The sequence below is a fragment of the Nocardia sp. NPDC004711 genome (assembly GCF_053601595.1).
On the sequence record NZ_JBSGCB010000038.1, the window covers coordinates 77,320 to 101,922 of the forward strand.

General features: G+C 68.7%; 19 protein-coding genes. 13 read left to right on the plus strand and 6 right to left on the minus strand.

The genetic code is table 11. The features are described 5' to 3' along the window. Nucleotides 1–214 precede the first annotated feature (214 nt). Complete coding sequence (locus tag ACWEKS_RS32775) at nucleotides 215–2,011, plus strand: DEAD/DEAH box helicase (protein WP_452343671.1); 1,797 nt, start codon at nucleotides 215–217, stop codon at nucleotides 2,009–2,011. Between the two features lie 82 nt (nucleotides 2,012–2,093). Here the strand turns inward: ACWEKS_RS32775 and ACWEKS_RS32780 are convergent, their stop codons facing one another. Further along, nucleotides 2,094–2,837, minus strand: coding sequence for a hypothetical protein (locus ACWEKS_RS32780; protein WP_452343672.1), 744 nt, complete (start codon nucleotides 2,835–2,837; stop codon nucleotides 2,094–2,096). A gap of 226 nt (nucleotides 2,838–3,063) precedes the next feature. Between ACWEKS_RS32780 and ACWEKS_RS32785 the strand changes: the two genes are divergently transcribed. Both ACWEKS_RS32785 and ACWEKS_RS32790 read left to right on the plus strand, forming a co-directional pair. Further along, entirely contained in the window at nucleotides 3,064–4,233 is a 1,170-nt protein-coding gene (locus ACWEKS_RS32785; protein ID WP_452343673.1) for an acyl-CoA dehydrogenase family protein, read from the plus strand. A gap of 9 nt (nucleotides 4,234–4,242) precedes the next feature. Then, entirely contained in the window at nucleotides 4,243–5,370 is a 1,128-nt protein-coding gene (locus ACWEKS_RS32790) for an acyl-CoA dehydrogenase family protein (RefSeq protein WP_452343674.1), read from the plus strand. A gap of 385 nt (nucleotides 5,371–5,755) precedes the next feature. On the opposite strand, the gene ACWEKS_RS32795 is transcribed toward ACWEKS_RS32790, so the two are convergent. After that, nucleotides 5,756–6,250 (minus strand): hypothetical protein, encoded by a 495-nt coding sequence (locus tag ACWEKS_RS32795; RefSeq protein ID WP_452343692.1) that lies wholly within the window; start codon nucleotides 6,248–6,250, stop codon nucleotides 5,756–5,758. 183 nt (nucleotides 6,251–6,433) lie between these two features. Here ACWEKS_RS32795 and ACWEKS_RS32800 point away from each other — a divergent pair, with 183 nt between their 5' ends. Next, the gene (locus ACWEKS_RS32800; protein ID WP_452343675.1) at nucleotides 6,434–6,799 is read left to right on the plus strand and encodes a hypothetical protein; all 366 of its coding nucleotides are present in this window, start codon (nucleotides 6,434–6,436) and stop codon (nucleotides 6,797–6,799) included. Nucleotides 6,800–6,810: 11 nt separating this feature from the next. Here ACWEKS_RS32800 and ACWEKS_RS32805 read toward each other — a convergent pair whose 3' ends face one another. The 4 genes from ACWEKS_RS32805 to ACWEKS_RS32820 form a co-directional block, all read right to left on the minus strand. Then, entirely contained in the window at nucleotides 6,811–7,737 is a 927-nt protein-coding gene (locus ACWEKS_RS32805; protein WP_452343676.1) for a hydroxymethylglutaryl-CoA lyase, read from the minus strand. Beyond that, on the minus strand, nucleotides 7,734–8,945 hold the full coding sequence (locus tag ACWEKS_RS32810) for a CaiB/BaiF CoA transferase family protein (RefSeq protein ID WP_452343677.1): 1,212 nt from the start codon (nucleotides 8,943–8,945) through the stop codon (nucleotides 7,734–7,736). Before ACWEKS_RS32810 ends, ACWEKS_RS32805 begins: the two co-directional genes overlap by 4 nt. Before the next feature lie 263 nt (nucleotides 8,946–9,208). Then, nucleotides 9,209–10,159 carry a TauD/TfdA dioxygenase family protein gene (locus ACWEKS_RS32815; RefSeq protein WP_452343678.1) on the minus strand — a complete coding sequence of 317 codons (951 nt, stop codon included), beginning with the start codon at nucleotides 10,157–10,159 and terminating at the stop codon, nucleotides 9,209–9,211. A 147-nt stretch (nucleotides 10,160–10,306) separates the two neighbouring features. Beyond that, on the minus strand, nucleotides 10,307–11,077 hold the full coding sequence (locus tag ACWEKS_RS32820) for a deoxyribonuclease IV (protein ID WP_354833838.1): 771 nt from the start codon (nucleotides 11,075–11,077) through the stop codon (nucleotides 10,307–10,309). Between the two features lie 224 nt (nucleotides 11,078–11,301). On the opposite strand from ACWEKS_RS32820, the gene ACWEKS_RS32825 reads away from it, so the two are divergent. From ACWEKS_RS32825 to ACWEKS_RS32865, 9 genes are all read left to right on the plus strand, one after another. Continuing rightward, entirely contained in the window at nucleotides 11,302–13,230 is a 1,929-nt protein-coding gene (locus ACWEKS_RS32825; protein ID WP_452343679.1) for a serine/threonine protein kinase, read from the plus strand. A gap of 217 nt (nucleotides 13,231–13,447) precedes the next feature. Continuing rightward, nucleotides 13,448–15,169, plus strand: coding sequence for a serine/threonine-protein kinase (locus ACWEKS_RS32830; protein WP_452343680.1), 1,722 nt, complete (start codon nucleotides 13,448–13,450; stop codon nucleotides 15,167–15,169). 100 nt (nucleotides 15,170–15,269) lie between these two features. Continuing rightward, complete coding sequence (locus tag ACWEKS_RS32835; RefSeq protein ID WP_452343681.1) at nucleotides 15,270–16,043, plus strand: ABC transporter ATP-binding protein; 774 nt, start codon at nucleotides 15,270–15,272, stop codon at nucleotides 16,041–16,043. Beyond that, the gene (locus tag ACWEKS_RS32840) at nucleotides 16,043–18,571 is read left to right on the plus strand and encodes an ABC transporter permease (RefSeq protein ID WP_452343682.1); all 2,529 of its coding nucleotides are present in this window, start codon (nucleotides 16,043–16,045) and stop codon (nucleotides 18,569–18,571) included. Before ACWEKS_RS32835 ends, ACWEKS_RS32840 begins: the two co-directional genes overlap by 1 nt. 158 nt (nucleotides 18,572–18,729) lie before the next feature. Continuing rightward, nucleotides 18,730–19,740 carry an ABC transporter ATP-binding protein gene (locus ACWEKS_RS32845; RefSeq protein ID WP_452343683.1) on the plus strand — a complete coding sequence of 337 codons (1,011 nt, stop codon included), beginning with the start codon at nucleotides 18,730–18,732 and terminating at the stop codon, nucleotides 19,738–19,740. A gap of 40 nt (nucleotides 19,741–19,780) precedes the next feature. Next, entirely contained in the window at nucleotides 19,781–20,833 is a 1,053-nt protein-coding gene (locus ACWEKS_RS32850; protein WP_452343684.1) for an extracellular solute-binding protein, read from the plus strand. Beyond that, a complete protein-coding gene (locus ACWEKS_RS32855) occupies nucleotides 20,830–22,545 on the plus strand; it encodes an ABC transporter permease (protein WP_452343685.1) in 1,716 nt (571 codons plus the stop codon). Before ACWEKS_RS32850 ends, ACWEKS_RS32855 begins: the two co-directional genes overlap by 4 nt. Then, nucleotides 22,542–23,438: a metallophosphoesterase family protein gene (locus ACWEKS_RS32860; RefSeq protein WP_452343686.1), complete on the plus strand. Its 897-nt coding sequence runs from the start codon at nucleotides 22,542–22,544 to the stop codon at nucleotides 23,436–23,438. Before ACWEKS_RS32855 ends, ACWEKS_RS32860 begins: the two co-directional genes overlap by 4 nt. A 184-nt stretch (nucleotides 23,439–23,622) precedes the next feature. Continuing rightward, the gene (locus ACWEKS_RS32865) at nucleotides 23,623–24,393 is read left to right on the plus strand and encodes an alpha/beta fold hydrolase (RefSeq protein WP_452343687.1); all 771 of its coding nucleotides are present in this window, start codon (nucleotides 23,623–23,625) and stop codon (nucleotides 24,391–24,393) included. The last annotated feature ends 210 nt before the right edge of the window (nucleotides 24,394–24,603 follow it).

Consider the following 24,603-nt stretch of genomic DNA (forward strand, 5'->3'; position numbering starts at 1 on the left):
GCTGTCGCCACTGCTCCCGAGCTGCCCGCATCGGCGGTGGCCAGGGTCGCGGTGACGTAGTTGCGAGCGGGAGCGGGTTCGGGATTTCCGAGTCCGGACACGGAACTCGAGGGCGTCGGGGCGGCGGGCGCGGGCGGGTTGTCCGGTTGCACGACTCCCAGGGTATTCACCCGATGGTCAAGCCCGCAGCTAGCAGGCAGTAAAATCCGTGGCAATGAGTACCTCACCGGCCGACAGCGTTCCCACTGACGACGAGAGGGACGTTTCCGGCCCGTCCTTCGCTGATTTGGGTATCGATGACCGCATCCTGCGGGCCATCGCCGATGTCGGCTACGAATCGCCGTCGCCCATCCAGGCGGCGACGATTCCGCCGTTGCTCGACGGCGCGGACGTGGTGGGCCTGGCCCAGACCGGTACCGGCAAGACCGCGGCCTTCGCCATCCCGATCCTCATGGGCATCGAGATGACCGGCAAGGCCCCGAAGGCGCTGGTGCTGGCCCCGACCCGGGAGCTGGCCATCCAGGTCGCCGAGGCGTTCGGCCGCTACGCGGTGCACATGCCCGGCCTGCATGTGCTGCCCATCTACGGCGGTCAGAACTACGCGGTCCAGCTGTCCGGTCTGAAGCGCGGTGCGCAGGTGGTCGTCGGCACGCCGGGCCGCGTCATCGACCACCTCGAGCGCGGCACCCTGGACCTGTCGCAGCTGCAGTACCTGGTGCTCGACGAGGCCGACGAGATGCTCAAGATGGGCTTCCAGGACGATGTCGAGCGCATCCTCGCCGACACGCCCGACGAGAAGCAGGTCGCGCTGTTCTCGGCGACCATGCCGGCGGCCATCCGCAAGATCTCCAAGCAGTACCTGAAGAACCCGACCGAGATCACCGTCAAGACCAAGACGTCGACGAACACCAATATCACCCAGCGCTGGGTGCTGGTGTCGTATCAGCGCAAGCTGGACGCGCTGACCCGCATCCTCGAGGTCGAATCCTTCGAGGCCATGATCATCTTCGTGCGCACCAAGCAGGCCACCGAGGAGCTGGCCGAAAAGCTGCGCGCTCGTGGGTATTCCGCGGCCGCCATCAACGGTGACATCGCGCAGGCGCAGCGTGAGCGCACCATCGGCCAGCTCAAGTCGGGTGTGCTCGACATCCTGGTCGCCACCGACGTGGCCGCGCGCGGCCTGGACGTGGAACGCATCTCGCACGTCGTCAACTACGACATCCCGCACGACACCGAGTCCTACGTGCACCGCATCGGCCGCACCGGCCGCGCGGGCCGCTCCGGTGACGCGCTGCTGTTCGTGGCCCCGCGCGAGCGCCGGCTGCTCGACGCCATCGAGCGCGCCACCCGCCAGCAGGTCACCGAGATGCAGCTGCCCAGCGTCGAGGACGTGAACGCCCAGCGCGTGCAGAAGTTCGGCGACACCATCACCGAGAATCTGACCTCGGTCAATCTGCCGTTGTTCCGCAAGCTGATCGAGGACTACGAGCGCGAGCACAATATCCCGCTGGTGGATATCGCCGCAGCGCTCGCGGTGGGCGGCCACGACGGCGACAACTTCTTCATGGAGCCCGATCCGGAGCCGACGGCGCGTGAGCGCCGCGAACGCGCCCCGCGTTCCTTCGACGAGCGCGACCGCGGTCCCCGCGAGCGTCGCGAGCCGAGTGGCCCGTCCCGGCATCGCCAGACCGGCGCGGAGCTTGTCACCTATCGCATCTCGGTCGGCAAGCGCCACAAGGTCGCACCCGGCGCGATCGTGGGCGCCATCGCCAATGAGGGTGGCCTGCGCCGCAGCGACTTCGGCCACATCAGCATCCGCCCGGACCACTCGCTGGTGGAGCTGCCGGCCGACCTGTCCAAGGAAACCCTGAATGCATTGAGCCGTACCCGGATCAGCGGTCAGCTCATCGATCTCCAGCTGGACCAGGGCCCGCCCGGAGGGCGCTCCATGAGCCGCGCGCCGCGCCGCGAGGGCAAGCGCCCGGACGCCCGGCGCAAGCCGCGGTTCTGAGCCCGCCGCTCGAAACGATCAACGCCCGCATCCGGAAAGGGATGCGGGCGTTGCGTTTTCGAGGGTGCGGCGTCGCCGTGGGTCAGTTCGTTGCGGGCGCGCCCGCGGCGGGGGCGGCGTCGGGAGCCGGTGCCGGAGCCGCCGGGGCAGCCGAGGTGGTCGGGGCCGAGGCGTCCGGGGCGGCGGGGGCGGCAGGCTGGGCGGGCGGGGTGTCGGACACGGTGAACAGGCCGACGGTCGGCAGCACCACGCAGCGCGCGCCCGGGTAGTCGATGGTGCCCCACAGCGAGGCGACGACGGTGCCCGCGCCGGCGTCGACGGTCTTCGACAGCGAGGGCAGGTTGTACTCGGTCTGGTCGTCGAGGGCGGTGATGCCGCTGCGGCCGTTGTTCACATTGAGCCAGGCCACGCTCAGGCCGGAGGCGGTCGGAAAACCGTTCTGCTGCGCCATGACCTGGAAGCTGACATTGCCCGGCGGCAGCGACACCGAGGTGTTGGGGCCGGTGACGCCGGTGACGGCCATCGCCGAGGTCAGGCTGAACGGCATGTTGAAGCCGCAGCCGAGGGTGGGCGCCAGGTACGAGAACGGCGTGAACTGAACGTTTTCCAGCTTGGCGGCGGCGATCAGCTGGGCCGATCGGGCGATGTCGGCGACCGCGGCCCGGCCGTCGGCATTGTCGCCGACGGCCTGGGTGAGCTGGTCGATGCCGGTTTCGACGGGCGTCTTCGGCTGGTCGGCGGTGGCCGCGCTGGTCGCGCCGACGGTGGCCGCGGCCGTGAGGGCGGCGACCGCCAGGGCGCGCCGGGACAGAGTCCAACCGTTCACTCGTGCTGCTCCTGCGTCGATTCTCGCCGAGCCACAACAGCCCGACGTCCCGGAATTCGGGTATCGGATTCCTGGGCAACCTACCAGCTCAGCTCGAGAGCCGGGATGCCGAGTCGCTGCGAGCCGGGCACCCCGCGCCGTCCGGTCGGTGTGATCCGGGTGACATTCAGACCATTACCGGGGGGTAAGTTTGATGGCGACATCACAGCGACGCTCGGGAGAAGCAATGAAGCTGGCCCTATCGCCCGATGAGGTGAAATTCCGGGACGACCTGCGCGAGGTCTACCGGACCAAGATCCCGGCGGAGATCCGTGACCGCGTGAAATACGGTCACGAGCTCTCTCGCGATGACATCGTCACCACCCAGCGCATCCTCAACGAGGACGGCCTGGCCGTGCCCAAGTGGCCGGTGCAGTGGGGCGGCCGCGACTGGTCGCCCATGCAGCTGCACATCTGGGAGGACGAGATGCAGCTGGCCTGCGTGCCGGAGCCGCTCACCTTCAACGCCCAGATGATCGGCCCGGTCATCGCCCAGTTCGGCTCCGAGGAGCTCAAGCAGCGCTTCCTGCCGGCCACCGCCAATCTCGACATCTGGTGGTGCCAGGGCTTTTCCGAGCCCGACGCGGGCTCGGACCTGGCGGCGGTGCGCACCACCGCGGTGCGCGACGGCGACTCCTACATCGTCAACGGCCAGAAGATCTGGACCACCCTGGCCCAGTACGCCGATTGGATCTTCTGCCTGGTGCGCACCGACCCGACCGTCAAGAAGCAGGCCGGTATCTCTATGCTGCTCTTCGACGTCAAGAGCCCCGGCGTGACCATCCGGCCGATCAAGCTCATCGACGGCCACCACGAGGTCAACGAGGTCTTCTTCGAGAACGTGCGGGTGCCCGCCGATCAGCTGGTCGGCGAGGAGAACATGGGCTGGACCTACGCCAAGTTCCTGCTCGGCAACGAGCGCACCGGCATCACCGGTGTGGGCCGCACCAAGGTGAAGCTGGGCGTCGCGAAAGAGTATGCGGCGCAGATCCGTTCGGGCAGCGGCACGCTGCTCGAGGACCCGGCGTTCGCCGCGCGCGTGGCCGAGATCGAGAACGAGCTGCTGGCGCTGGAGCTCACGCTCATGCGCGTGGTCTCCAATTCCAATGACGGCAAGCCGAATCCGGCCTCGTCGGTGCTGAAGCTGCGCGGTTCGGAGCTGCAGCAGGCCGCCACCGAGCTGCTGCTGGACGTCGCCGGGCCGGACGCGCTGCCGGTGAACGCCGGGGACATCGCCTCGCCCGGGTGGGCGCAGCGCAGCGGTCCCGGCTATCTCAACTTCCGCAAGACCACCATCTACGGAGGCTCCAGCGAGGTGCAGCGCACCATCATCGCCTCCACCATTCTCGGATTGTGAGCCGCCGCCATGGATTTCGAACTCACCGATGAACAGGTCATGCTGCGAGAGACGGTCCGGGATCTGCTGGGCCGCGCCTACGACCCGGAGACCCGCCTGAAGGTCACCGACACCGACCTCGGCTGGAACCGCGACGTCTGGCGGCAGCTCGCCGAATTGGGCGTCCTCGGACTGGCTTTCGACGAGGAGGACGGCGGCGTGGGCGCCGGGCCGGTCGAGACCATGGTGGTCATGGAGGAGATCGGCCGCCGCAATGCGCCCGAACCCTTCCTCGACGCCGTGCTCGTACCCGGTGGGCTGGTGGCCCGCGCCGGCACCGCCGACCAGCGGCAGCGCGTGCTGCCCGTGCTCGCCGGTGGCGAGACCCTGCTGGCCTTCGCGCACCAGGAGCCCGGCACCCGGTGGCCCGCAACCGAACTGGCCACCACCGCGGTCCGCGACGGTGACAGCTATCGGATCACCGGCGTCAAGAACCCCGTCCCGCACGGTGACTGCGCCGATCAGCTGGTGGTCAGCGCCGCCCTTCCCGGCGGCGGAATCGGCCTGTTCCTGATCGCGGCCGACGCCGAGGGCGTCACCAGCACCCCCTACCGCACGTTCGACGAGCGCCGCGGTGCGCAGCTCGAATTCGCCTCCGCCGCAGCCGAGCTCCTCGGCGACGGCGGTGACGCGCAGCCGGTGGTGGACGCGGTGGAGGTGGCGGCGCAGGCGAGCCTGTGCGCCGAATCCCTCGGCGCGATGGAGGAGGCCCTGCGGTTGACCGCCGAATACCTGAGGACGCGCAAGCAGTTCGGCGTCACGCTGTCCAAGTTCCAGACCCTGACCCAGCGTGCCGCCAATATGTATGTGTCCCTGGAGCTCGCGCGCAGCATGAGCCTGTACGCCACGGCGGCCGTCGCCGACGGTTCCGCCGACCGGGTGGCGGCGTCGCGCGCCCGGCTGCAGGTCGGCCGCTCCGCCCGCCACATCGGCCAGGAGTCCATCCAGATGCACGGCGGTATCGGCATCACGACCGAATACCCGGTCAGTCACTACGTTGCCCGCCTCACCGCCATCGCCCGCACCCTGGGCGGCGACCTGGAACACCTGCGCGTTCTCACCGACCGCGTCGGCGACTACACCCTCGTGGAGTTCTGACCCGCACCACAGCGGCCGCGCCCCGCTCCACCCGGAGCGGGGCGCATTGCCGGACGCCGAGTTCATTGGTGCACAGTGGATCTCGGCGTATTCCTGTTTGCTCCCGCGTTCGGTGGTCTCGAGGGGTGCGAAGCTGGAATTTCGGTGTCGGGTACAGGTAGGGCGGGCGTAGGGTTCGGGTATGGCACGGCTGGCCCGGGATCCGCAGAACTATGTGGTGCTACCCAAACAGCCCTGGCTGGACGGCATCAACTCCGGCACCGGCACCATCCGTCAATTCGTCGCGGTGCCACTGGGATTGGGTGCGACCGTCGAGAACCAGGTCACCGGCGAGGAGACACACGGTCGAAGACGGCGACTGGTGCGCTCGGTGGGACCGGCCGCGCTACCCGTCGGAGTTGTCCGAGGCCGGGTGATCCGTGGTCGGGAGAGCGGTCGGCGGGACGGTGGTGACCGGGAGTTCGGTTGTGGCGCGCGGGCTTTCGGTGGTGGCCGGGCGCGTGGTGGTGCGCGACGGCGTGGAGCGGGTGCTCGCATTCGGGTCCGCGGCCGGGTCGTCCGGGGTGCCGGTGATGGTGGAGATCGGCGCGCGCCGGGAGGGCTGGTCGGCGGCCACCCGCCAGGTGGGGGACGGCGGGATGACGACGGCGGGCGTGGTGCTCGCGCTGCTGTTCGTCGAAGTCACCGGCGCCGCTTGCAGATCGGCGTTCAGCGGCGGCGGCGCGACGTAGGTGTCGGTGTGCCCGAGGCCGCAGGCGCCCAGGAGAATGAGCCCGGCCGACACCATGCCGACCGCCGCGGCGGCACCCGCCACGGGCTTGGGCAGGTGACGCAGCGGGGTGAGGCCGCGCTCGTCCGCGCCGGCGTTGCTGCCGTCCATTCGTGGCACTCCTGATTCGTGTCGAGTGGGCTCACCCTAACGGAGGCCGCAGGGTGGGGCCAGGCGGGTGGTCGGTTCGATAACCGGACGGCGCAGGCGATTCCGTAGGCCTCGGAAATATCTCAAACAGCCATGATTCAGATATCGAATTAGTAAACTCGCCGCGTTTTGGGCACGTGTCGTATGGACTTTCCGTTGCAGAGCCGTAATGTGTGTCCAAAGTTACACGTGAGACGCTCGAAATTTGCCGAGGGGCGCGCCGAAGAATCGCGAGACCCGGCGGGCGTCATCGAGGAGTGGATGATGGGTGCATTTTCGGCATCTCCGCTGCGCGCATCGGCGCGTGCAGGAGAACCTGCGGCCCCCGGGCTGCGGATGTCGGCAATCCTGGCCCGCGTCGTCGCCTGGCTGATCTTCCTGGGTGGGCTCGCCGGCGCGGTACTCGGCATTGCCGGCCTACGCGTCGAAATCACCGTCGCCGGACTGATTCTCGCCTGCACCGCGGGTTTGGTGTTGCTCAAACTTCGGGCCGACGCGCAGGCTGGCTAATTTTCCGCGAATTAGGCATTTGCGGCAATTACCCACTCGAATGCTTCGGCTTTGGATCGTGCGCCCTCAATCGTCCGGGATCGGTTGGGCTCACCGAGTTCCGTCAGCAACTCTTCGGAAATCCTTGCCAGATCCGACAATACGGACGGGGTAAACCATTCCGGACGGGTAGCGAACAGCAGATCCTCGCTCGAGGTGTTGCCGGAGGCGCCCGGCGCGAACGGGCAGCCGCCCAGCCCACCCAGCGAACCGTCCACCACGGCCGCGCCGGCGGCCAGGGCAGCCAGGGAATTCGCGACGCCCATGCCCCAGGTGTTGTGACCGTGAAAAACGATGCGGTGCTGCGGCGTTCCCCAGCGCCCGGTCGCGGCCACCGCGCCGATGAGCGCGCCGACCTGACCCGGATGCGCCTGGCCGAGGGTATCGGCCACCACGATGTCCGCCGACCCCTCGGTGCGCGGATCGGTGGCGATGGCCAGGACCCGCGCGGGATCCACGGGCCCGTCGAACGGGCAGGTGAAAGCCGTTGCCAGACAGAGCTGAATGCGCCCGCCCGCCTCCGCCGCGAGCCGCACCGCCTCCGGCATCGCGGCCAGGCTGTCCTCGGTGGTGCGGCCGATATTGGCCTTGTTGTGCGCATCCGACACCGAGAAGCAGTACTGGAAATTGCGCACGCCGGCCTCCGCGGCCAGCGCCACGTGCCGGGGTGTGGCCACCCAGACCCAGCAGCGTTCCAGTTCCGCGGGCGTGAGCTGGGCGACCAGATCGAGCGTATTGGCCATGGGCGGCACCAGATCCGGGCGCGCCATGGATCCGATCTCCAGCTCGGGCACGCCCAGCGCCAGCAGTTGTCGCGCGATCTGGACCTTGCGCTCGGTGGGCAGCACTTTCCCGGTGAGCTGCAGGCCGTCGCGCAGCGTGACATCGCGCAGGGTCATGAGTTCGCCTCCAGGGCATCGATATCGGCGTCGGTCAGGCCGAGCAGGCCGGTGAGCACCTCGCGGGTGTGCTCGCCGAGGTCCGGGCCGACATTGCGGATGGGCAGCGATCGGCCGCCGATCACCGGAACGATGCCCGGGAAGCCGACCTCCTTGGGCTCGGGCTCGCCCACGTCGACCCGGAAGGGCTGGATCATATTGCGCGCCCGGTACTGCTCGTCGGAGACGATGTCGGCGGCGGTGTAGATGGGCCCGCACGGAATCGCGGCCGCCTCCAGCACCCGCAGCGCCTCCTCGCGGGTGCGCACCCGTGTCCACTCGGCGATCGAGGCGTCGAGCCGCTCGCGGTGGCGCCAGCGTCCGGCGTTGTCCTGCAGCTCCGGATCGGCGGCGAGGTCCGGACGGTCGATGACCTGCATGTACCGCTGGAAGATGGCGTCGCCATTGCCGCCGATGATGATGCTGGTGCCGTCGCTGCACGGATAGGCATTGCTGGGCGCGATGCCCTCCATGCGCCCGCCGACGCGTTCGCGGTTGATGCCGTAGGCCAGATAGTCGGGCACCAGGGATTCCATGACCGACAGGATGGATTCGTTGAGCGCCACGTCGATGACGCGCTGCTCCAAGGGAACCCGCTGCACCCGCTCGCGCTGGAACAGTGCCATCACGGTGCCGAACGCGGCGTAGATCCCGGCAATGGAATCGCCGATGGACACGCCGACCCGCACCGGTGGCCGGTCCGGATCGCCCACGAGTTCGCGCAGCCCGCCGACCGCCTCGGCCACCGCCGCGAAGCCCGGCCGCTGCGCGAGCGGACCGGTCTGGCCGTACGCGGAGATACGGGTGATGACCAGATTCGGATTGGCCTCGTTGAGCACCTCGGGCCCGAGCCCCCACTTCTCGAGCATCCCGGGCCGGAAGTTTTCCAGCAGCACATCGCACTGTTCGATCAGATCCAGCACGATCCTGCGCCCGGCCTCGGTGCGCAGATCCAGCGTGATGGACTTCTTGTTCCGGTTGACCGTCCGGTACAGCATCGAGGTGTCACCGCCGTAGAGCCGCCAATTCCGCAGCTCATCACCGGTTTTCGGCCGCTCTACCTTGATCACCTCGGCCCCGAAGTCCCCGAGGATCCGCCCTGCCGTCGGCGCGGCCACGTAGTTGCCCAGTTCCAGAACCCGAACGCCGTCGAGCGGCCGAATCTCCATGCTCACAGTCTGCACGATGGGCGTACCCCGAAAACGGCGAAGCCGGTGCGACGGTCGAGAGGACAGTTGCACCGGCGTGCCGATCGCGGAACCTGCAACGACTCCACGAAAGTTCGGACCAACCCTGTCGGTTCGCGGCCCGTCTCGTTCTGGACTGAGCGGAGCCGGGGGAGCGAAGCGGAGGAGGCGGAGGGAGGGAAGAACGAGACCTTCAGGGCCGCGAACCCGCCCGGAGCGAAGCGGAGGGCAAATCAGATACCGCTTCAGGCGGCGCGGGGTGCGACCTCCTCGATGATCGAGTAGTGCTCGGCGTTGCCGGTGATGATGGTGCTGGTTTCCCCGTGCACGCCGACCGGGACGTCGCCGGCGAGCGTGATGCGGGTGAGGCGGCGGGGCTGGCCGTCGTAGTCGTCGATGGCGTAGTGCTGGGTGGCGCGGTTGTCCCAGATCGCCACATCGCCGAGCTGCCAGTTCCAGCGGGTGGTGTTCTCCAACCGGGTGACACGGTTCTGCAGCAGCTGGAACAGGGCCTGCGATTCGGCGGCGGAGAAGCCGACGAAGTTCTTCACGAAATGCCCGAGCAGCAGCGCGCGTTCGCCGGTGACGGGGTGCACGCGCACCACCGGGTGCTCGGTCTCGTAGTAGGTGGACTCGAATTCCTCGCGGTAGGCCTTGATATTGGCCGTCACCTGCGCGTTCTCGCCGCGCGCTACCTCGGTGCGGTCGGCGGCGTAGTCGTAGGCATTGGTGTGGCGGGCGCGCAGGTTCTCGACGAGGGCCCGCAGCGGCGCAGGCAGCGAGTCGTAGGCCGCCACGGTCGAAGCCCAGGTGGTGGAGCCGCCGTAGGGCGGCAGGTGTACCGCGCGCAGGATGGACGCCTTCGGAATCCGGTCCACGAAGGTGACGTCGGTGTGCCAGCTGTTGGCGCGGCCGTACTCGGAGTCGATGGGCAGCGTCTTGACGCCCTTGGAGGTGACGGTCGGGTGCGGGGTGGTCGGCGCGCCCAGCAGCTGCGCGAACTCGTACTGCCCGTCCTCGGTCAGGTGCTCCTGCCCGCGGAAGAAGATGACCTTGTGCTTGTGCAGCGCGTCCTGGATGGCCTGCACGGTGACCGAATCCAGATCGCCGCCCAGGCGCACGCCGTCGATGCGCGCGCCGATCTTGCTGCCCAGCTGCACGACAGTGAGGTTGGATGTTGCGTAATCGACGGACATGCAATGCCTTTCGCCCGATGGAGTGCGGCCCGGATTCGAGCCGTGATCAGCACACCATCGGGGCGTCCGGTGAAACAGGTTCAGGATCAGCCGGATCGAAAGGCTCGTGAGCGAACGCCCGGCGCTACCCGTGCTGTTCGCGCAGCACTACCCGAGGTGTTCGCGCAGATAGGCGAGGTCGTCGGCGACACCGTCGGCGGGGGTCTCCAGGATCACCGGCGCTCCGGCCGTGCGGCACACCTCGGCCAGCAACTGCGGGTCGATGGTCCCGTCGGCGAAATTGGCGTGCCGGTCCGCGCCCGAATCGAAGGCGTCCCGCGAGGAGTTCAGGTGCACCAGGTCGATGCGCCCGGTGATCCCCTTGATCCGCTCCACGATCCCGACCAGTTCCTCACCGCCCGCCCAGGCGTGGCAGGTGTCGAGGCAGAACCCGGCCCCGAAGTCGCCGACCGCGTCCCACAGCCGCCCGATATCGTCGAAATACCGTGCCATGGCGTGGTTTCCGCCGGCCGTGTTCTCGATGAGGATGGGCACCGCGAATCCGCCCTTGTCCTGCTGCCGCTCGAACAGCTTGCGCCAGTTGACGAATCCTTCGGCCATCTCCTCGTCGGAGCGCACGTGGCCGCCGTGCACGACCAGCCCGAAGGCGCCCAGCTCGGCGGCGGCCTTGGCCTGCTGCGCCACCGCGTTGCGCGAGGGCATGCGCAGCCGGTTGTTCAGGCTGGCCACATTGATTTGATAGGAGGAGTGCACCACCAGGTCGATATCGCTGGCCTTGATCTCTTCGGCCCGCGGGTGGGGTTGGGGCTTGTCCCAGCTCTGCGGATCCACCACGAACATCTGGATGACGTCGGCCCCGAGCTTCTCGCCGAAGCCGATCGGGTCGCTGTCCATTCGGACGTGAGCTCCAATGCGCATGCGGCCAGCGTATCCCCGACCCCCGACAGCGCAGACGGGGTCACCAGCGGCGATAAGCAAACGTTGAGTGTTGCGTTAGCGGACTGCGCGTAGATAGTTCGGTAGGCCGCGAATCGGCTACAGTTTCGGTGTTTTCGGATCGGCCCGAACGATCACGCCGATCGTCTGTGGTACCTCGCGCGCTGGTGGGTCCCGGCACGTGGAATGGGAAGTGGGAGATCGTCATGCTGTCCAACGGTGACGTTTTTGCTGGGTATGTCATCGAACGGCAGCTCGGCCGGGGTGGCATGGGTTCGGTGTACCTGGCCAAGCATCCGCGGCTGCCGCGAATGACGGCGCTCAAGCTGCTGAATCGGGAGATGGTCTTCGACAAGGAGGTTCGCGCCCGCTTCGAGCGCGAGGCCGACCTGGTCGCGCAACTGGACCACCACAATATTGTCACCGTCTACGACCGCGGGCTCGAGGACGGCCAGCTGTGGATCTCCATGCAGTACATCGACGGCATCGACGCCGCCAGCGTGAATCCGCAGACGCTGCCGCCCGAGCGGGCCGTGCAGATCGTCGCCGAGATGGCCGACGCCCTGGATTACGCGCACCGCAACGAGGTGCTGCACCGGGATGTGAAGCCCGCCAATATCCTGCTGGCCCGCTCCACCGGCGGTAAGGGCGAGCGGGTGTACCTGACCGACTTCGGCATCGCGCGGCTGCGCGACGACAGCGGTCACCTGACCCAGACCGGGACGTTCACCGCGACCCTGGCCTACGCCTCGCCCGAGCAGCTGACCGGCTCCGCGCTGGACGGCCGCTCCGACCAGTACTCGCTGGCCTGCACGCTGTTCTGGCTGTTCACCGGGTCCGGTCCGTTCTCGGCGACCAATCCGGCGGCCGTCATCCAGGGGCATCTGCAGAATCCGCCGCCGCCGCTGGGCAGTGCGCGCGCCGGGCTGCCGCCGAGCCTGGACATGGTGATCGCCAAGGCCATGGCCAAGCGTCCCGAGGATCGTTTCCCCAGCTGCAGTGACTTCGCGGCCGCCGCCCGCCGCGCCCTGGCCAATCCGAGCGCGCCGGCCATTCCGCTGGTGCAGCGCACGTCGCCGCCGATGCCGGTGATGCCGTACACCGGCGGGCCGAACCCGGTGGCGCCGTCCCCGACCGGGGGCGCCATGCCGACCGGTATGCCCATGTATACGGGTGGCGCCATGCCGACCGGCAATCCGGTGACCGGGGGCGCGTACTCGACCGGTGTGCCGATGACCGGGGGCGCGTACTCGACCGGTGTGCCGATGACCGGTGCGCCCATGCCGACCGCGGGCCCGCGTCCGCAGACCGCGCCGCCGTCCCCGGCGGTGCCGTATCCGGCTCCGACGCAGGTCAATCCGGCCCCGCCCAAGCCGGTGACCGGTAACTACACCGGGCGCGGGACCAATCAGTACACCCAGCCGCCGTCCTACACCTATCCGAGCCCGGGGCAGCCGCAGCGCCCGCCGGTCGCGCCGGTGGGGGCGCATCGGCCGGCAGCGCCGGCGAAGTCGAACACCGGGCTCATCATCGGCATCGTGCTGGCGGTGGTGGTGCTGCTCATCGTGGTGGTCGCGGTGATCGCGGCGGCGGGCAGCAAGGCCGGCGGCACCAAGGCCGGTGGCGCGCCGGGCAGTGTCGTGAACACCTCGGCGGGCGCCGCGCCCGGGGGCGCCCAGCAGATCGACTGGTCGGTCGCGGCCAAGCAGTTCCCGAAGCTGCTGCCCGCGGTCAAGACCGGCGGGAAGGGCTACAACGGCGCGACCTGCTGGGTGGCCGACTCGCCGGTCTCCTCCGACGCCACCGACGGCACCCCGGACTTCGGCGACTGGAAGGTGCAGTGGCGCTGCTACGGCGGCAGCAACAACAGTGACCCCTTCTACCGCATCTTCGCCTACGACTCGGCTGCCACCGTGCAGACCGTCCTGAGCGGTCTGACCCCGGACACCAAGTCGCAGGACGCGAACGGCGGCAAGACCTACACCAACTACCAGCTCACCGACGACAGCCACCCACGCCTGGTGACCGCCTTCACCGGCGACAACAACCGCGCCCAGTACCTCATGTACACCGACGGCCTCACCGGCAGCCTGGATCCGGTCCTGAAGTGGTGGAAGAACGCACCCATCAACTGACCGCTCGCTGACCTCGCATATTCGAATCCCGAGGCTGATCAGGCTAGGGTCGGCGCAGTATCTGGTTCGCGGCCCCAGCACAGGTCGATGGAGCGCTCGTTCTGGACTGACGGAGCGGGGGAGCGAAGCGGAGGAGCGGAGGAGGGGAGGACGAGACCCTCAGGGCCGCGAACCCGCCGGAGCGAAGCGGAGGCAATTAGATACAGAAAGGGAAGTTGTGCTGCGCGCTGGGGAAGTGTTCGCGGGTTACGAGATCGAACGCGAACTCGGCCGCGGCGGCATGGGGTCGGTGTATCTGGCCCGGCACCCCCGTCTGCCGCGGTTGATCGCGCTGAAGCTGCTGAGCCGGGACGTGTTCGGCGATATCGAGATCCGGCGGCGGTTCGAGCGGGAGGGCGATCTCGTCGCGCGGCTGGATCATCCCAATATCGTGCCGGTCTACGACCGCGGCATCGACGACGCGCAGCCGTGGATCGCCATGCGCTACATCGATGGCCCCGACGCGTCCCAGCTGGAGGCCGCGAATCTGCCGCCGCGCCAGGCGATCCGGATCATTGCCGAGACGGCGCGAGCCCTGGATTTCGCGCATCGCCGTGGCGTGCTGCACCGGGATGTGAAGCCCGCCAACATCCTGCTCGAACGGCTGGACGGCGAGGAGCGAGTGTTCCTGGCGGACTTCGGCATTGCCCGCCTGCGCGACGACGCCACCAAACTGACCCAGACCGGCTCGTTCACCGCGACGCTGACCTACGCCTCCCCGGAGCAGCTCTCGGGTCAGCCGCTGGATCCGCGCTCGGATCAGTATTCGCTGGCCTGCACGCTGTTCCGCTTGCTGACCGGGGATGTGCCGTTCGCCGCCGAGCATCCGGTGGGCATCATCCACGGTCACCTCAATCAGGCGCCGCCGCCGGTCAGCGCGCTGCGGGCCGGACTGCCGCAGGCGCTGGACGCCGTGCTGGCCCGCGCGCTCGCCAAACACCCTGAGGGACGGTTCGATTCGTGCGGCGAGTTCGCCGCGGCGGCCCAGCAGGCGCTGGAGAATCCGGCCGGGGCCACCGTGGTGGCGCACTCGCCATTCGTTGCGCAGTCCGGCGGATCATCGACTGCGCCAGGGCAATTCGGTCCCGCGCCGACGACCCCGTACGGTGTCGATCCGAATCCCGTTCCCGGACAGCAGCCACCCGCGACCATGCGCTACACCGCCCCGGCGCCGGCGCCCGCCCCGCCCGCGCCGCGTCCGGCGCCGCCGCGGAAGAAGCGTTCGAAGCTGCGGGGCTGCCTGCTGGGCGCGGCGGCCGTCGTGGTGCTGCCGCTGGTGGCGGTCGGCGGGTGTCTGGCCGCGCTGGATCGGAGTGGGACCTCGCACACCCCCGCGACCATCTCCGAGGCGCCCACGCCGACCACCGACGACGAGCCGGCCCCGACCGAGACCACCGATCCCGCCGCCGGCATCCCGGAGCATTCGGGCACCGACGCGCAGGTGCTCAGCCAGCGCTTCCCGCAGATGCTGCCGCAGTCCGACCCGAACGCCGACTCGAACTCCGGCACCGGCTACCAGGGCGCGGTCTGCTCGACCTACCAGCATTCCGCGCCCCCGCCCGACACCGGATCCGGCGATCCCGACCTGGGCAACTGGGCGGTGGCCTGGAACTGTGCGGGCGGTGTCGGCCACCCGAGCTACCGCTTCGTCATGTACCGGTCGGCCGCCGATGCCGAGGACGCCCTGAACACGCTGTCGGGGTTCTCCCGGTCCGACGTCAAGGTGCACGGCAACCTGTACACGAACTACCAGCTCAGCGACAGCGCCCTGCTGCGTCCGCGCCTGGTGACGGAGTTCCACTCCCAGGACGGCAAGCACGCTTTCCTGATGTACAGCACCGGTTTCCTCGCCACCGACGACCAGCTGCTGGATTGGTGGCGGTCCGCCCCCATCAATTGAGGGCTGTTCGACGCGGGTGTTTGTGTGGAGTCTGTGAGGACATCGGCATCGGGGACATCCCGGATGGCGTCCATCCCAGAACCTAGACACACTGGACATCATGACTTCGAACGTCTCGGAATCCGCCACGCTCGAGCAGAGCACGGCCGCGGTCGCCGCCCGAGCGACCGATCTTGTGAAGATCTATGGATCGGGCGACACACAGGTTCGTGCGCTGGACGGGGTGACGGCCGAGTTCGCGAAGGGCGAATTCACCGCCATCATGGGGCCCTCGGGCTCGGGCAAGTCGACCCTGATGCACTGCCTGGCCGGTCTCGACGCCGCCACCGCGGGCACGGTCCACATCGGTGACACCGATCTGACCAAGCTGTCGGACAAGCAGATGACCACGCTGCGCCGCGACCGCATCGGCTTCGTCTTCCAGGCGTTCAACCTGGTCCCCACGCTGACCGCGCTGGAGAACATCACGCTGCCGCTGGATATCGCGAACCGCAAGACCGACGAGGAGTGGTTGTCGACGGTGGTCAAGCGGCTGGGCCTGGGCGACCGGCTCACCCACCGGCCCGCCGAGCTGTCGGGTGGCCAGCAGCAGCGCGTGGCCTGTGCTCGCGCGCTGGCGGGCAAGCCGGACATCATCTTCGGTGACGAGCCGACCGGCAATCTGGACTCGCACTCCTCCGGTGAGGTGCTCAATATCCTGCGGGCGGCGGTCAACGAATTCGGGCAGACGGTGGTGATCGTGACCCACGATCCGCGCGCGGCCTCCTACGCCGACCGGGTCGTCTTCCTCGCCGACGGCCAGATCGTGGACGAATTGCGGGAGCCCACGGCCGATTCCGTGCTCGACAAGATGAAGTCGCTGGAGACGCTCTGATGGCTGCCTCCCCGATGCGCAAGGTCGCCTTGCGCAATCTCGCCGCGCACAAGGTGCGCCTGGTACTGACCGTGCTGTCGGTGGTGCTCGGAACCGCCTTCATCTCAGGGTCTTTCATCTTCACCGACACCTTGTCGAGCACCTTCGACAGCATCTTCGCCGCCCAGGCGAAGGGCGTGGACGTGCGGGTACAGCCCAAGGAGCAGCAGTCGCTCGGTGTGCCGAACGACGTGGTGGACAAGCTCTCCCACCTGGACGGCGTCAAGACCGTCGCGCCCAGCGTCAACGGCCCGGTGGTGCTGCTGAAGGAGGGGCACGCCGTACAGACCGGTGGCGCACCGAGTTTCGGGCAGTCGTATCTGCCGCCGGGCAAGTCGGTGGCCGAGCCGGACAAGTTCATCGACGGCGTGCCGCCCGCCCAGCCGGGTCAGGTCGCCATCAACAGGGGCGGTGCGGAGCGGGCCGGGCTGAAGGTCGGCGACCACACCACGGTGCTGGTGCCGTCCAAGGGCAATATCGACGTCACCATCTCCGGCATCTACGACATCGACGCCTCCAATACCGGCGGGTTCATCGCGCTGCAGTTCGAGGATGCGCAGGCCCGCCAGCTGTTCACCGACGGCCTGCACGTGGCGTACGTGGACATCGCGGCCCAGCCCGGGGTGAAGGCCGATGATCTGCGCGATCGGCTCAAGGCGGCGCTGCCCGACTACAAGGTGCAGGACGCCCAGCAGGTGCGTGACGACTTCAAGGCGCAGCTCGGCAATGCGCTGAAGTTCATCAACTACTTCCTGCTGGCGTTCGGGTCCATCGCATTGCTGGTGGGCACGTTCATCATCTACAACACCTTCTCCATGCTGGTGGCGCAGCGACTGCGCGAGCTGGCGCTGCTGCGCGCGGTCGGCGCCAGCCGCGGGCAGATCTCGCGGTCGGTGGTGGGGGAGTCGCTGATCGTCGGATTGATCGGCAGCGCACTGGGTCTGGCGGCGGGCGTGGGCCTGGCGTTCGGCCTGTCCGGGCTGCTGAATGCGTTCAAGCTGGGGCTGCCCACCGGCACCATGTCGCTGCAGCCGCGCACCGTGCTGGTGGCCCTCGGCGTCGGCACCGTGGTGACGGTGCTCAGTGCGTACGCGCCGGCGCGGCGGGCGGCCAAGGTGCCGCCGGTGGAGGCGATGCGCTCGGAGTCCAACTCGGCCGGAGAGTCGTTGCGGCTGCGCACCATTATCGGCGCGGTGCTGGCGGTGGCCGGCGCGGTGCTGGTGGTGCTGGGTGCGCGCGGCACCGGCGGCAGTGCGGCCACGGTGGTCGGAATCGGCGCTGCCGCACTGATTTTCGCGGTGCTGTTCGCCTCCCCGGCGCTGTCGCGACCGGTGGTGACCGGGCTGGGTGTGCTGGTGCGGCCGTTCGGTCCGGTCGGAAGGATGGCGCGCAACAACGCGATTCGCAATCCGCGCCGGACCGCCGCGACGGCTTTCGCGCTGACCCTGGGCCTGATGCTGGTGTCGGCCATCGGCATGCTCGGCTCCTCGGCCAAGGCCAGCGTGAGCGACTTGGTCGACAAGGGCGTGAAGGCCGACTACATCCTGGCCGGGCCGCCCGGCGGCATCATCGGCGTCCCGCTGGCCGCCACCGCCACCGTCGGGCAGGTGCCGCGGGTCAAGGACGTGGTGGCCTTCCACGGTGTCGCCCTGAGGGTCGACGGCAAGCAGGTGCTCGGCACCGCGCCCGAGGGGCCGATGGCCAAGGTGCTCAACTACACCATGGAGCAGGGCACCGACCGGCTCGGCGACGACGACATCATGGTGTCGGAAACCTATGCCTCCGACCATGATTGGAAGCTCGGCGAGAGCGTCGAGATCTCCAGCATGGACTACAAGAAGTTCAAGGTCACCGTCGCGGGCATCTACAAGGACACCCAGCTGCTGCAGAACATGGTCACCTCCATGGCCCTGTACCAGAAGACGGTTCCGGTCAGCTACCAGTCCAGCTTCCTGGTCCTGGTCGCCGCCCAGCCCGGCGCCGACCTCCCCGCCATGCGGAAGAACCTGGAGAAGGCCACCGAGCAGTACGTCATCGTCCAGGTGCTGGACCGCAACGACTTCAAGGGCGCCCAGGGCAAACAGATCGACACCCTGCTGGCCATCCTCTACGGCCTGCTGGCGCTGGCGGTGGTCATCGCCATCCTCGGCATCGTCAATACGCTGGCCCTGTCGGTGGTGGAGCGCCGCCGCGAAATCGGCATGCTCCGCGCGGTGGGCATGCAACGGGCGCAGGTCCGCCGCAGCATCTACCTGGAGTCCATGCTCATCGCCATCTTCGGCGCGGTGGTGGGCGTCATCCTCGGCCTCGCTCTCGGCATAGGCTTCCTCAAAACCCTTACCGATCTGGGCATTGCCACCATCGCCGTGCCCTGGGCACAAATCGTGCTCATGCTCCTCGGCTCCGGCGTGGTCGGCGTCCTCGCCGCCCTCTGGCCCGCTGTGCGAGCCGCCCGCACACCCCCACTGGCCGCCATCGCCGACCTGTAAGCACTCCGGACCGATCTGGGCCCCTCGGGATTTCGATCCCGAGGGGCCCATTGCGTCTCCGCCGCCGCGGCCTCGCTGGCGGGGCTGAGACGAGTTGTCATCGGGCGTTCACCCCGCGCGCCCACAGAAGTCAGATTTGCTGCCTACTGTCAGCCGCCATGTTTGCTGTGGCCGGGGAGGGACTCGGGACGCGGGTCGTCCTGGAGGAACTGAGCCGTACCTATTCGGACGGGACCGGTTTGCTGCCCGCCGATCTGGTGATCGAACCCGGGGAGTTCGTGTCGGTGCTGGGGCCGTCCGGGTGCGGGAAGTCCACGCTGTTGCGGCTGCTGGCGGGGTTGGATCGGCCGCAACAGGGGCGGATTCGGCTCGGTGACGAGGTGGTCTGCGATGTCGGTCGGGGGGATTTCGTGCCGCCGCGGCGCAGGCGTCTGGGGATGGTGTTCCAGGATCTGGCGTTGTGGCCGCATCTGACTGTCGCGGCGAATGTCGGGTTCCCGCTGCGGGTTACCGGCGTCGCGCGCGCCGAGGCGGGGCAGCGGGTGGCGGAGGCGCTGGCGCGGGTCGAGCTGGCCGCGGCGGCGGAGAAGATGCCGCATCAGTTGTCCGGCGGGCAGCAGCAGCGGGTGGCCATCGCCCGGGCGCTGGTGGCGCGGCCGAGCCTGCTGCTGATGGACGAGCCGCTGTCGGCGCTGGATGCGGCGCTGCGGGAGCAGCTGCGCACCGAGATTCGCTCGCTGACCACGGAATTGGGTCTCACCACGGTCTTCGTCACCCACGATCAGGCGGAGGCGTTGAGCATGTCCGACCGCATCGTGGTGATGCGGGCCGGGCGCGTGCTGCAGCACGGTAGTCCGGAGGAGCTGTATCACCGGCCCGCCGATCTGTTCGTGGCCGAGTTCGTCGGCACCTTCAATCCGCTGCCGTCCGGTGGCGGTGTGCGCGCCGAGGCCGTGCGGGTCCTCGGCGACACGCCCGCCGCGCCGGACGAAGTGACCGTGTCGGGGACGGTCCGATCGTCCGTCTTCACCGGCGGCGCATACCAGTTGCGCTGCGCGGTCGACGGCGTCGATCGGCTCTGGACGGTTCCGGACCGGCGCGCGCACGCGGCCGGGACCGAACTGCGGTTGGCGGTACGAGCGGACGACGTCGTCACTCCCGCCGCCTGAACCCGCTCTCCACCAGGCTTTTTCGAAAGGAATCCCCGAAATGTCGATGTCCCGTCGCGCTTTCGCCGCGGCCACGCTCGCGTCGGCGCTCGTGCTCGCCGGTTGCGGTTCGGCCGCCGATGACACCGCGAAGACCGCGGTCACCAGCACCTGGACCGCCCCGGCGGGCCTGTCGGGCGAACTCACCCTGTACTCGGCCAACCCGCAGGAGCTCACCGACGACCTGGTCGCCGCCTTCACCAAGGCGTCCGGCGTGAAGGTGAACGTCTTCGCCGGGGAGACCGGCAAGATCACCGCGAAACTCGATGCCGAATGGGCGAATCCGCAGGCCGACATCGCCTACCTGGCCTCCTGGACCCCGGCCGCGAAGTACGCGGCCGACGGCCGCACCCTGCCCTACCGCCCGGCCGGATCCGACCAGATCCGCGCCGGCTGGGCCGGCAAGGACGACGCCTTCGTCGGCCGCGACGGTTCGGCGCTGACGCTGGTGGTCAATACCAAGGCCACCACCGCCCGCCCGCAGGACTGGGCCGATCTGGCCGGGCCGGACTACAAGGGCAAGGTGATCATGCCCGACCCGCGCGAATCCGGCACCGCCCGTGACCTGATCGCCGCCATGGTCGCGGCCTGGGGCAAGGACAAGACCTGGGAGCTGTTCGACAAGCTCTTCGCCAACGGCATGGTGGTGCACGGGGCGAACGGCCCGGCCCTCGACGATGTCACCGCCGGATCGCACGCCGTGATCCTGGGCGGCGTCGACTACTCCGCCTACGACGCCATCGCCAAGGGCGAACCGCTGCAGGTGATCTCGCCGTCCTCGGGCACCACCATCACCCCGCGCCCGGTGTTCGTGCTGAAGACCGCCAAGAACCCGGCCGCGGCGAAGGCGTTCCTGGACTTCATGTTCGCCCAGCAGGGTCAGCAGATCTCGGCCGCGCACCAGATGATTCCGGCCCGGCCCGAGGTGTCCGTCGCCGACGGCACCCGCAAATACGAGGACGTCAAGCAGCTTTCGTTCACCTGGGACCAGGTGAAGAGCAGCGGCAGCGACGTGCTCGCCGAATTCAGCAAGCGCTATCTGGGCGCGGCGTGACCGCACGCCTCGACGAGGCCGCATCCGGTCGTGCGGCCACCCGCCCGCGCACCGGCGGCGGGGTCTACGCCCTGCTGGCGCTGCTGCTGGTCGGTGTGGCCGCGCCACTGGTGGCGGTGCTGATCCGGGCGGTGACCGGCTACGACGGGCGGCCGTCCGCGCTCGGGCAGCTCACCGAATCGGCGAATCTGCGGATCGCCGGCAATACGGTGCTGCTGGGTGTGCTGGTCGTGGTCATCGCCACCGTGATGGCCGCGCCGCTCGCCTTCCTCATGTCGTGGACGCCGCTGCGGCGGCACCGGTGGATCGACATCGCCGTCATGGTCCCGTTCCTCACCCCGCCGTATGTGGCGGCCATGGCGTGGCTGGACTTCACCCGCGTCAACGGTCTCGCCGAGCGGTGGTTCGGGCCGTTCGGCGCGGGGTTGCGCGCCGTGGTGGAGACCCCGGCCGGGATGGCGGCCATCATGGCGTGCGAAATCTTCACCTTCCTGTACCTGCTGCTGCGCAACCGGCTCGACACCATCCCCGCCAGCGCGGATGAAATGGCCGCGGTGGCAGGGGCATCCGCCGGGCAGCTGCTGCGGCTGGTGCTGGCCCCGCTGCTGACACCCACCTACGCGCTGGGCGCGCTGATCGTGTTCATCCGCGCCGCAGGCGAATTCGGCACGCCGGTCACGCTCGGCAATCAGATCGGCTTCCCGGTGCTGGTGTCGGAGATCTACGGGAACGTCACCATCGACCCGCTGAATTTCCCGCGGGCCGCCGCATTGTCGAGCCTGCTGCTGGCGATGGGGATGACCGTGTGGGGGCTGCAGCAGTGGGTGAGCCGCCGCGATATCGGGTTCGGCGGCCGCGCCGCGCGCCGCGCCACCGTCGGGACCGGTCGCTGGACCGCGGCCGCGCTGCTGTGGCCGGGCCTGGTGCTGCTGGTGTCGGTGGTGGTGCCGTATATCGCGATCCTGCTGGGCGCCATGACGATTCTGCGGTCCAAGCCGCCGACGCCGGACAATCTCACCTTCGACTACTTCGCGAGAGTGCTGCGTCCGGGCCGCGGGCTGGAGGCGCTGCAGAACAGCGTGGTGCTGGCCTTCATCGCGGCCACCGTGACCACCGTGCTGGCCGTCGCCTGCGCCCTGGTGATCGTCCGGCGCGGCCGGGATGCCGATCCGCGGGCGCGAGCCGCGGCCCGGCGGGGCGTCGATCTGCTCGGCATCGCGCCCGACACCGTGCCCACCATCGTGCTGGTCATCGGCTTCATCTTCTTCTGGAACGCGCCCTGGCTGCCTTTCACGCCGTACAACACGCGCGCGATGGTGGTGCTCGCCTATGTGGTCATCACCCTGCCCATGGCGTTGCAGCAGGTGAAGACCGCCTATGCCGCCATCGACGACACCCTGCTGGAGGCCGCGGCCGCCGCGGGCGCGAACACCTGGCAGATCCTGCGCCGCATCACGATTCCGCTGCTCGTCCCCGGCATCGTCGCGGGCTGGCTGCTGGCGTTCCTGCTCGGTGTGCGCGAGGTTGTCGCGTCCTCGATGGTGCGGCCGTCCTCGCTGCCGCTGCTGTCGCCGTGGATTCTCGGCCAATTCGATCAGGGCCACCGTGCCGAGGCCATGGCCATGACGGTGATCGGCGTGCTCAGCTCGACCGTTGTCCTGGTGGTCCTGGAGTGGTGGCGGCGCCGCCTCACCGAGCGGTCCACCCGATGATCCGGCTGGCACACGTCGCCGACATCCACCTGGGCGCCCGCCTGCGGGCGGTCCCGGACTATCCCGGATGCCCTGCCATCGATCCGGTCGAGGACGCCTACGCCGCGTTCGCCGTTCTCCTGCAACGGATTCTCGACGAGCGCTACGACGGCGTCCTCCTCGCCGGCGACCTCTTCGACCGGCACGAAGCCACCCCGCGCGCCCTCGCCACCGCCGAGCAGGCGCTGGCCGACCTGCACGATGCGGGCATCCCCGTGGCCCTCATCTGGGGCAACCACGACGCCGAATCTCCGCTCCCGCAACACCTCCGGCTCCCACCCACGGCCTGGCTCGCCCCCGCCGACAACCCTGCCACCCACCGCTGGCCCGACCTCGGCATCGCCCTGCACGCCCAATCCATCGCCGCCCGCGACGACCTCCGCGACCTTGCCGCCGGCTACCCCACGCCCCTCACCGCCGCGACCAACATCGCCCTGCTCCACACCAGCCTCACCGGCCAGCACAGCCGCCGCGCCTGCGCCCCAACCACTCTCGCCACCCTGGCCGCGCATGGCTACGACTACTGGGCCCTGGGTCACGTCCACCAGCGCACCCACTTCGGCCCGGCCTCCTACGCGGGAAGCCCCCATCCCGCCCGCAAGTCCGAGACGGGCCCGCGTGGTTTCCTCGAACTGCGCCTCTCCGGCCGCCTCACCACCCACCCCGTCGACACCTCGCCGGTCATCCGCGAACCTCTCACCGCCACAACAGAAGACGACATCTGGAAACAGTTCGACAACTATGCGTCGGCCGCCCGTCTCGTGATCTGGACCCTGGACGCCCCCACCCACCTCCTCGCCCCCGCCCGCTCCGCAGCCCGCAACTACCCCAACTTCGCAGTGGCACTTCCCTAAACCTCCGCGGACCCCTACCGCCTCGACGGCATCTCCGCCATCCACGGCTTCCACGAATTCATCGCCATCGACCGCTCCGACCAGGTCCCGGCTCTCGTCGTCGGCTCCGACGACTGATCCATATCGCTCTGTTCGAACCTGCCTGGGTCGGAACATTCGAGTCGGGCTGCGTGTTGGTCGGCGCATGATCTTCGTTCTGGTTCCCGGTGGATGGCATGGCGGTTGGTCGTATACACCACTGGCGAACTCGCTGCGCCAGCATGGACACGACGCCTATCCCGTGACTCTCACCGGCGTGGGCGATCGCAACCACCTGCTGACTGCCACAACGAATTTGGACACACACATCAACGACGTCACGGCAATGCTCGAATCCGAGCGTATTACCGATGCCGTGCTGGTCGGTCACAGCTATGCCGGCATGGTCATCACGGGCGTCGCCGACCGCGTCCCGGAGCGAGTTGCCACCCTGGTGTATTCCGACGCCTATGTGCCTGCCGACGGCCAATCCTGCTTCGAGCTCACCTCCGCAGAGTTTCGACGGATGTTCATCGAGGGGACGGGTGACAACGGATTCGCGGCGAGGCCCCCCGAAGGCCTCGATCCGCGTGCCACCAGCCATCCCATGGCATCGTTCCTGCAGCGGATCCGGCTCAGCGGCCGGGCGCCCGAGAGCATCCTGCGCGAGTACATCTATCTGTCCGGGTGGGAGGGCACGCCGTTCACCGATGTCTATCAGCGGTTGCGAAACGACCCATCCTGGCGCACCCACAGTTTGCCCACCAGCCACAATGTGCTACGGGATGCCCCGGAGGAATATCTGAAGCTATTGCTGGACATCGCGGACCGGACCACGGCAGCCCGCACCGGTGCTACGCCCCCGACCACTCCACCGGGTCACGCGGTTCAGGACCCGCACCCAGGTAATGACGCCCATCATCGCAACCTGGACTGACCACACCCGCACCCGGGACAAGGCTGGCATGTCCGCTCGTAGCCACATCCTGCGCTGACCGAACCGGCCAGTGGAAGATCAACGGGCAGAGCGCCGTACGGCCGCCGGCAGTGCGCGCTCATGGCTCCCCTTTATGTCAAGACCGGGATGTGGGTGTGGGGTTAGCCTGGTTGGTGGGTCCGGGATGTGGCTTGTCCGAAGGATCGGGTG

Excerpts from the sequence above, each read along its gene's own strand:
- ACWEKS_RS32775 (WP_452343671.1), top strand. The coding sequence starts at position 215 with ATGAGTACCTCACCGGCCGACAGCGTTCCCACTGACGACGAGAGGGAC.
- ACWEKS_RS32785 (WP_452343673.1), top strand. The coding sequence starts at position 3,064 with ATGAAGCTGGCCCTATCGCCCGATGAGGTGAAATTCCGGGACGACCTG.
- ACWEKS_RS32790 (WP_452343674.1), top strand. The coding sequence starts at position 4,243 with ATGGATTTCGAACTCACCGATGAACAGGTCATGCTGCGAGAGACGGTC.
- ACWEKS_RS32795 (WP_452343692.1), bottom strand. The coding sequence starts at position 6,250 with ATGGACGGCAGCAACGCCGGCGCGGACGAGCGCGGCCTCACCCCGCTG.
- ACWEKS_RS32800 (WP_452343675.1), top strand. The coding sequence starts at position 6,434 with ATGGACTTTCCGTTGCAGAGCCGTAATGTGTGTCCAAAGTTACACGTG.
- ACWEKS_RS32805 (WP_452343676.1), bottom strand. The coding sequence starts at position 7,737 with ATGACCCTGCGCGATGTCACGCTGCGCGACGGCCTGCAGCTCACCGGG.
- ACWEKS_RS32810 (WP_452343677.1), bottom strand. The coding sequence starts at position 8,945 with ATGGAGATTCGGCCGCTCGACGGCGTTCGGGTTCTGGAACTGGGCAAC.
- ACWEKS_RS32815 (WP_452343678.1), bottom strand. The coding sequence starts at position 10,159 with ATGTCCGTCGATTACGCAACATCCAACCTCACTGTCGTGCAGCTGGGC.
- ACWEKS_RS32820 (WP_354833838.1), bottom strand. The coding sequence starts at position 11,077 with ATGCGCATTGGAGCTCACGTCCGAATGGACAGCGACCCGATCGGCTTC.
- ACWEKS_RS32825 (WP_452343679.1), top strand. The coding sequence starts at position 11,302 with ATGCTGTCCAACGGTGACGTTTTTGCTGGGTATGTCATCGAACGGCAG.
- ACWEKS_RS32835 (WP_452343681.1), top strand. The coding sequence starts at position 15,270 with ATGACTTCGAACGTCTCGGAATCCGCCACGCTCGAGCAGAGCACGGCC.
- ACWEKS_RS32840 (WP_452343682.1), top strand. The coding sequence starts at position 16,043 with ATGGCTGCCTCCCCGATGCGCAAGGTCGCCTTGCGCAATCTCGCCGCG.
- ACWEKS_RS32845 (WP_452343683.1), top strand. The coding sequence starts at position 18,730 with ATGTTTGCTGTGGCCGGGGAGGGACTCGGGACGCGGGTCGTCCTGGAG.
- ACWEKS_RS32850 (WP_452343684.1), top strand. The coding sequence starts at position 19,781 with ATGTCGATGTCCCGTCGCGCTTTCGCCGCGGCCACGCTCGCGTCGGCG.
- ACWEKS_RS32860 (WP_452343686.1), top strand. The coding sequence starts at position 22,542 with ATGATCCGGCTGGCACACGTCGCCGACATCCACCTGGGCGCCCGCCTG.
- ACWEKS_RS32865 (WP_452343687.1), top strand. The coding sequence starts at position 23,623 with ATGATCTTCGTTCTGGTTCCCGGTGGATGGCATGGCGGTTGGTCGTAT.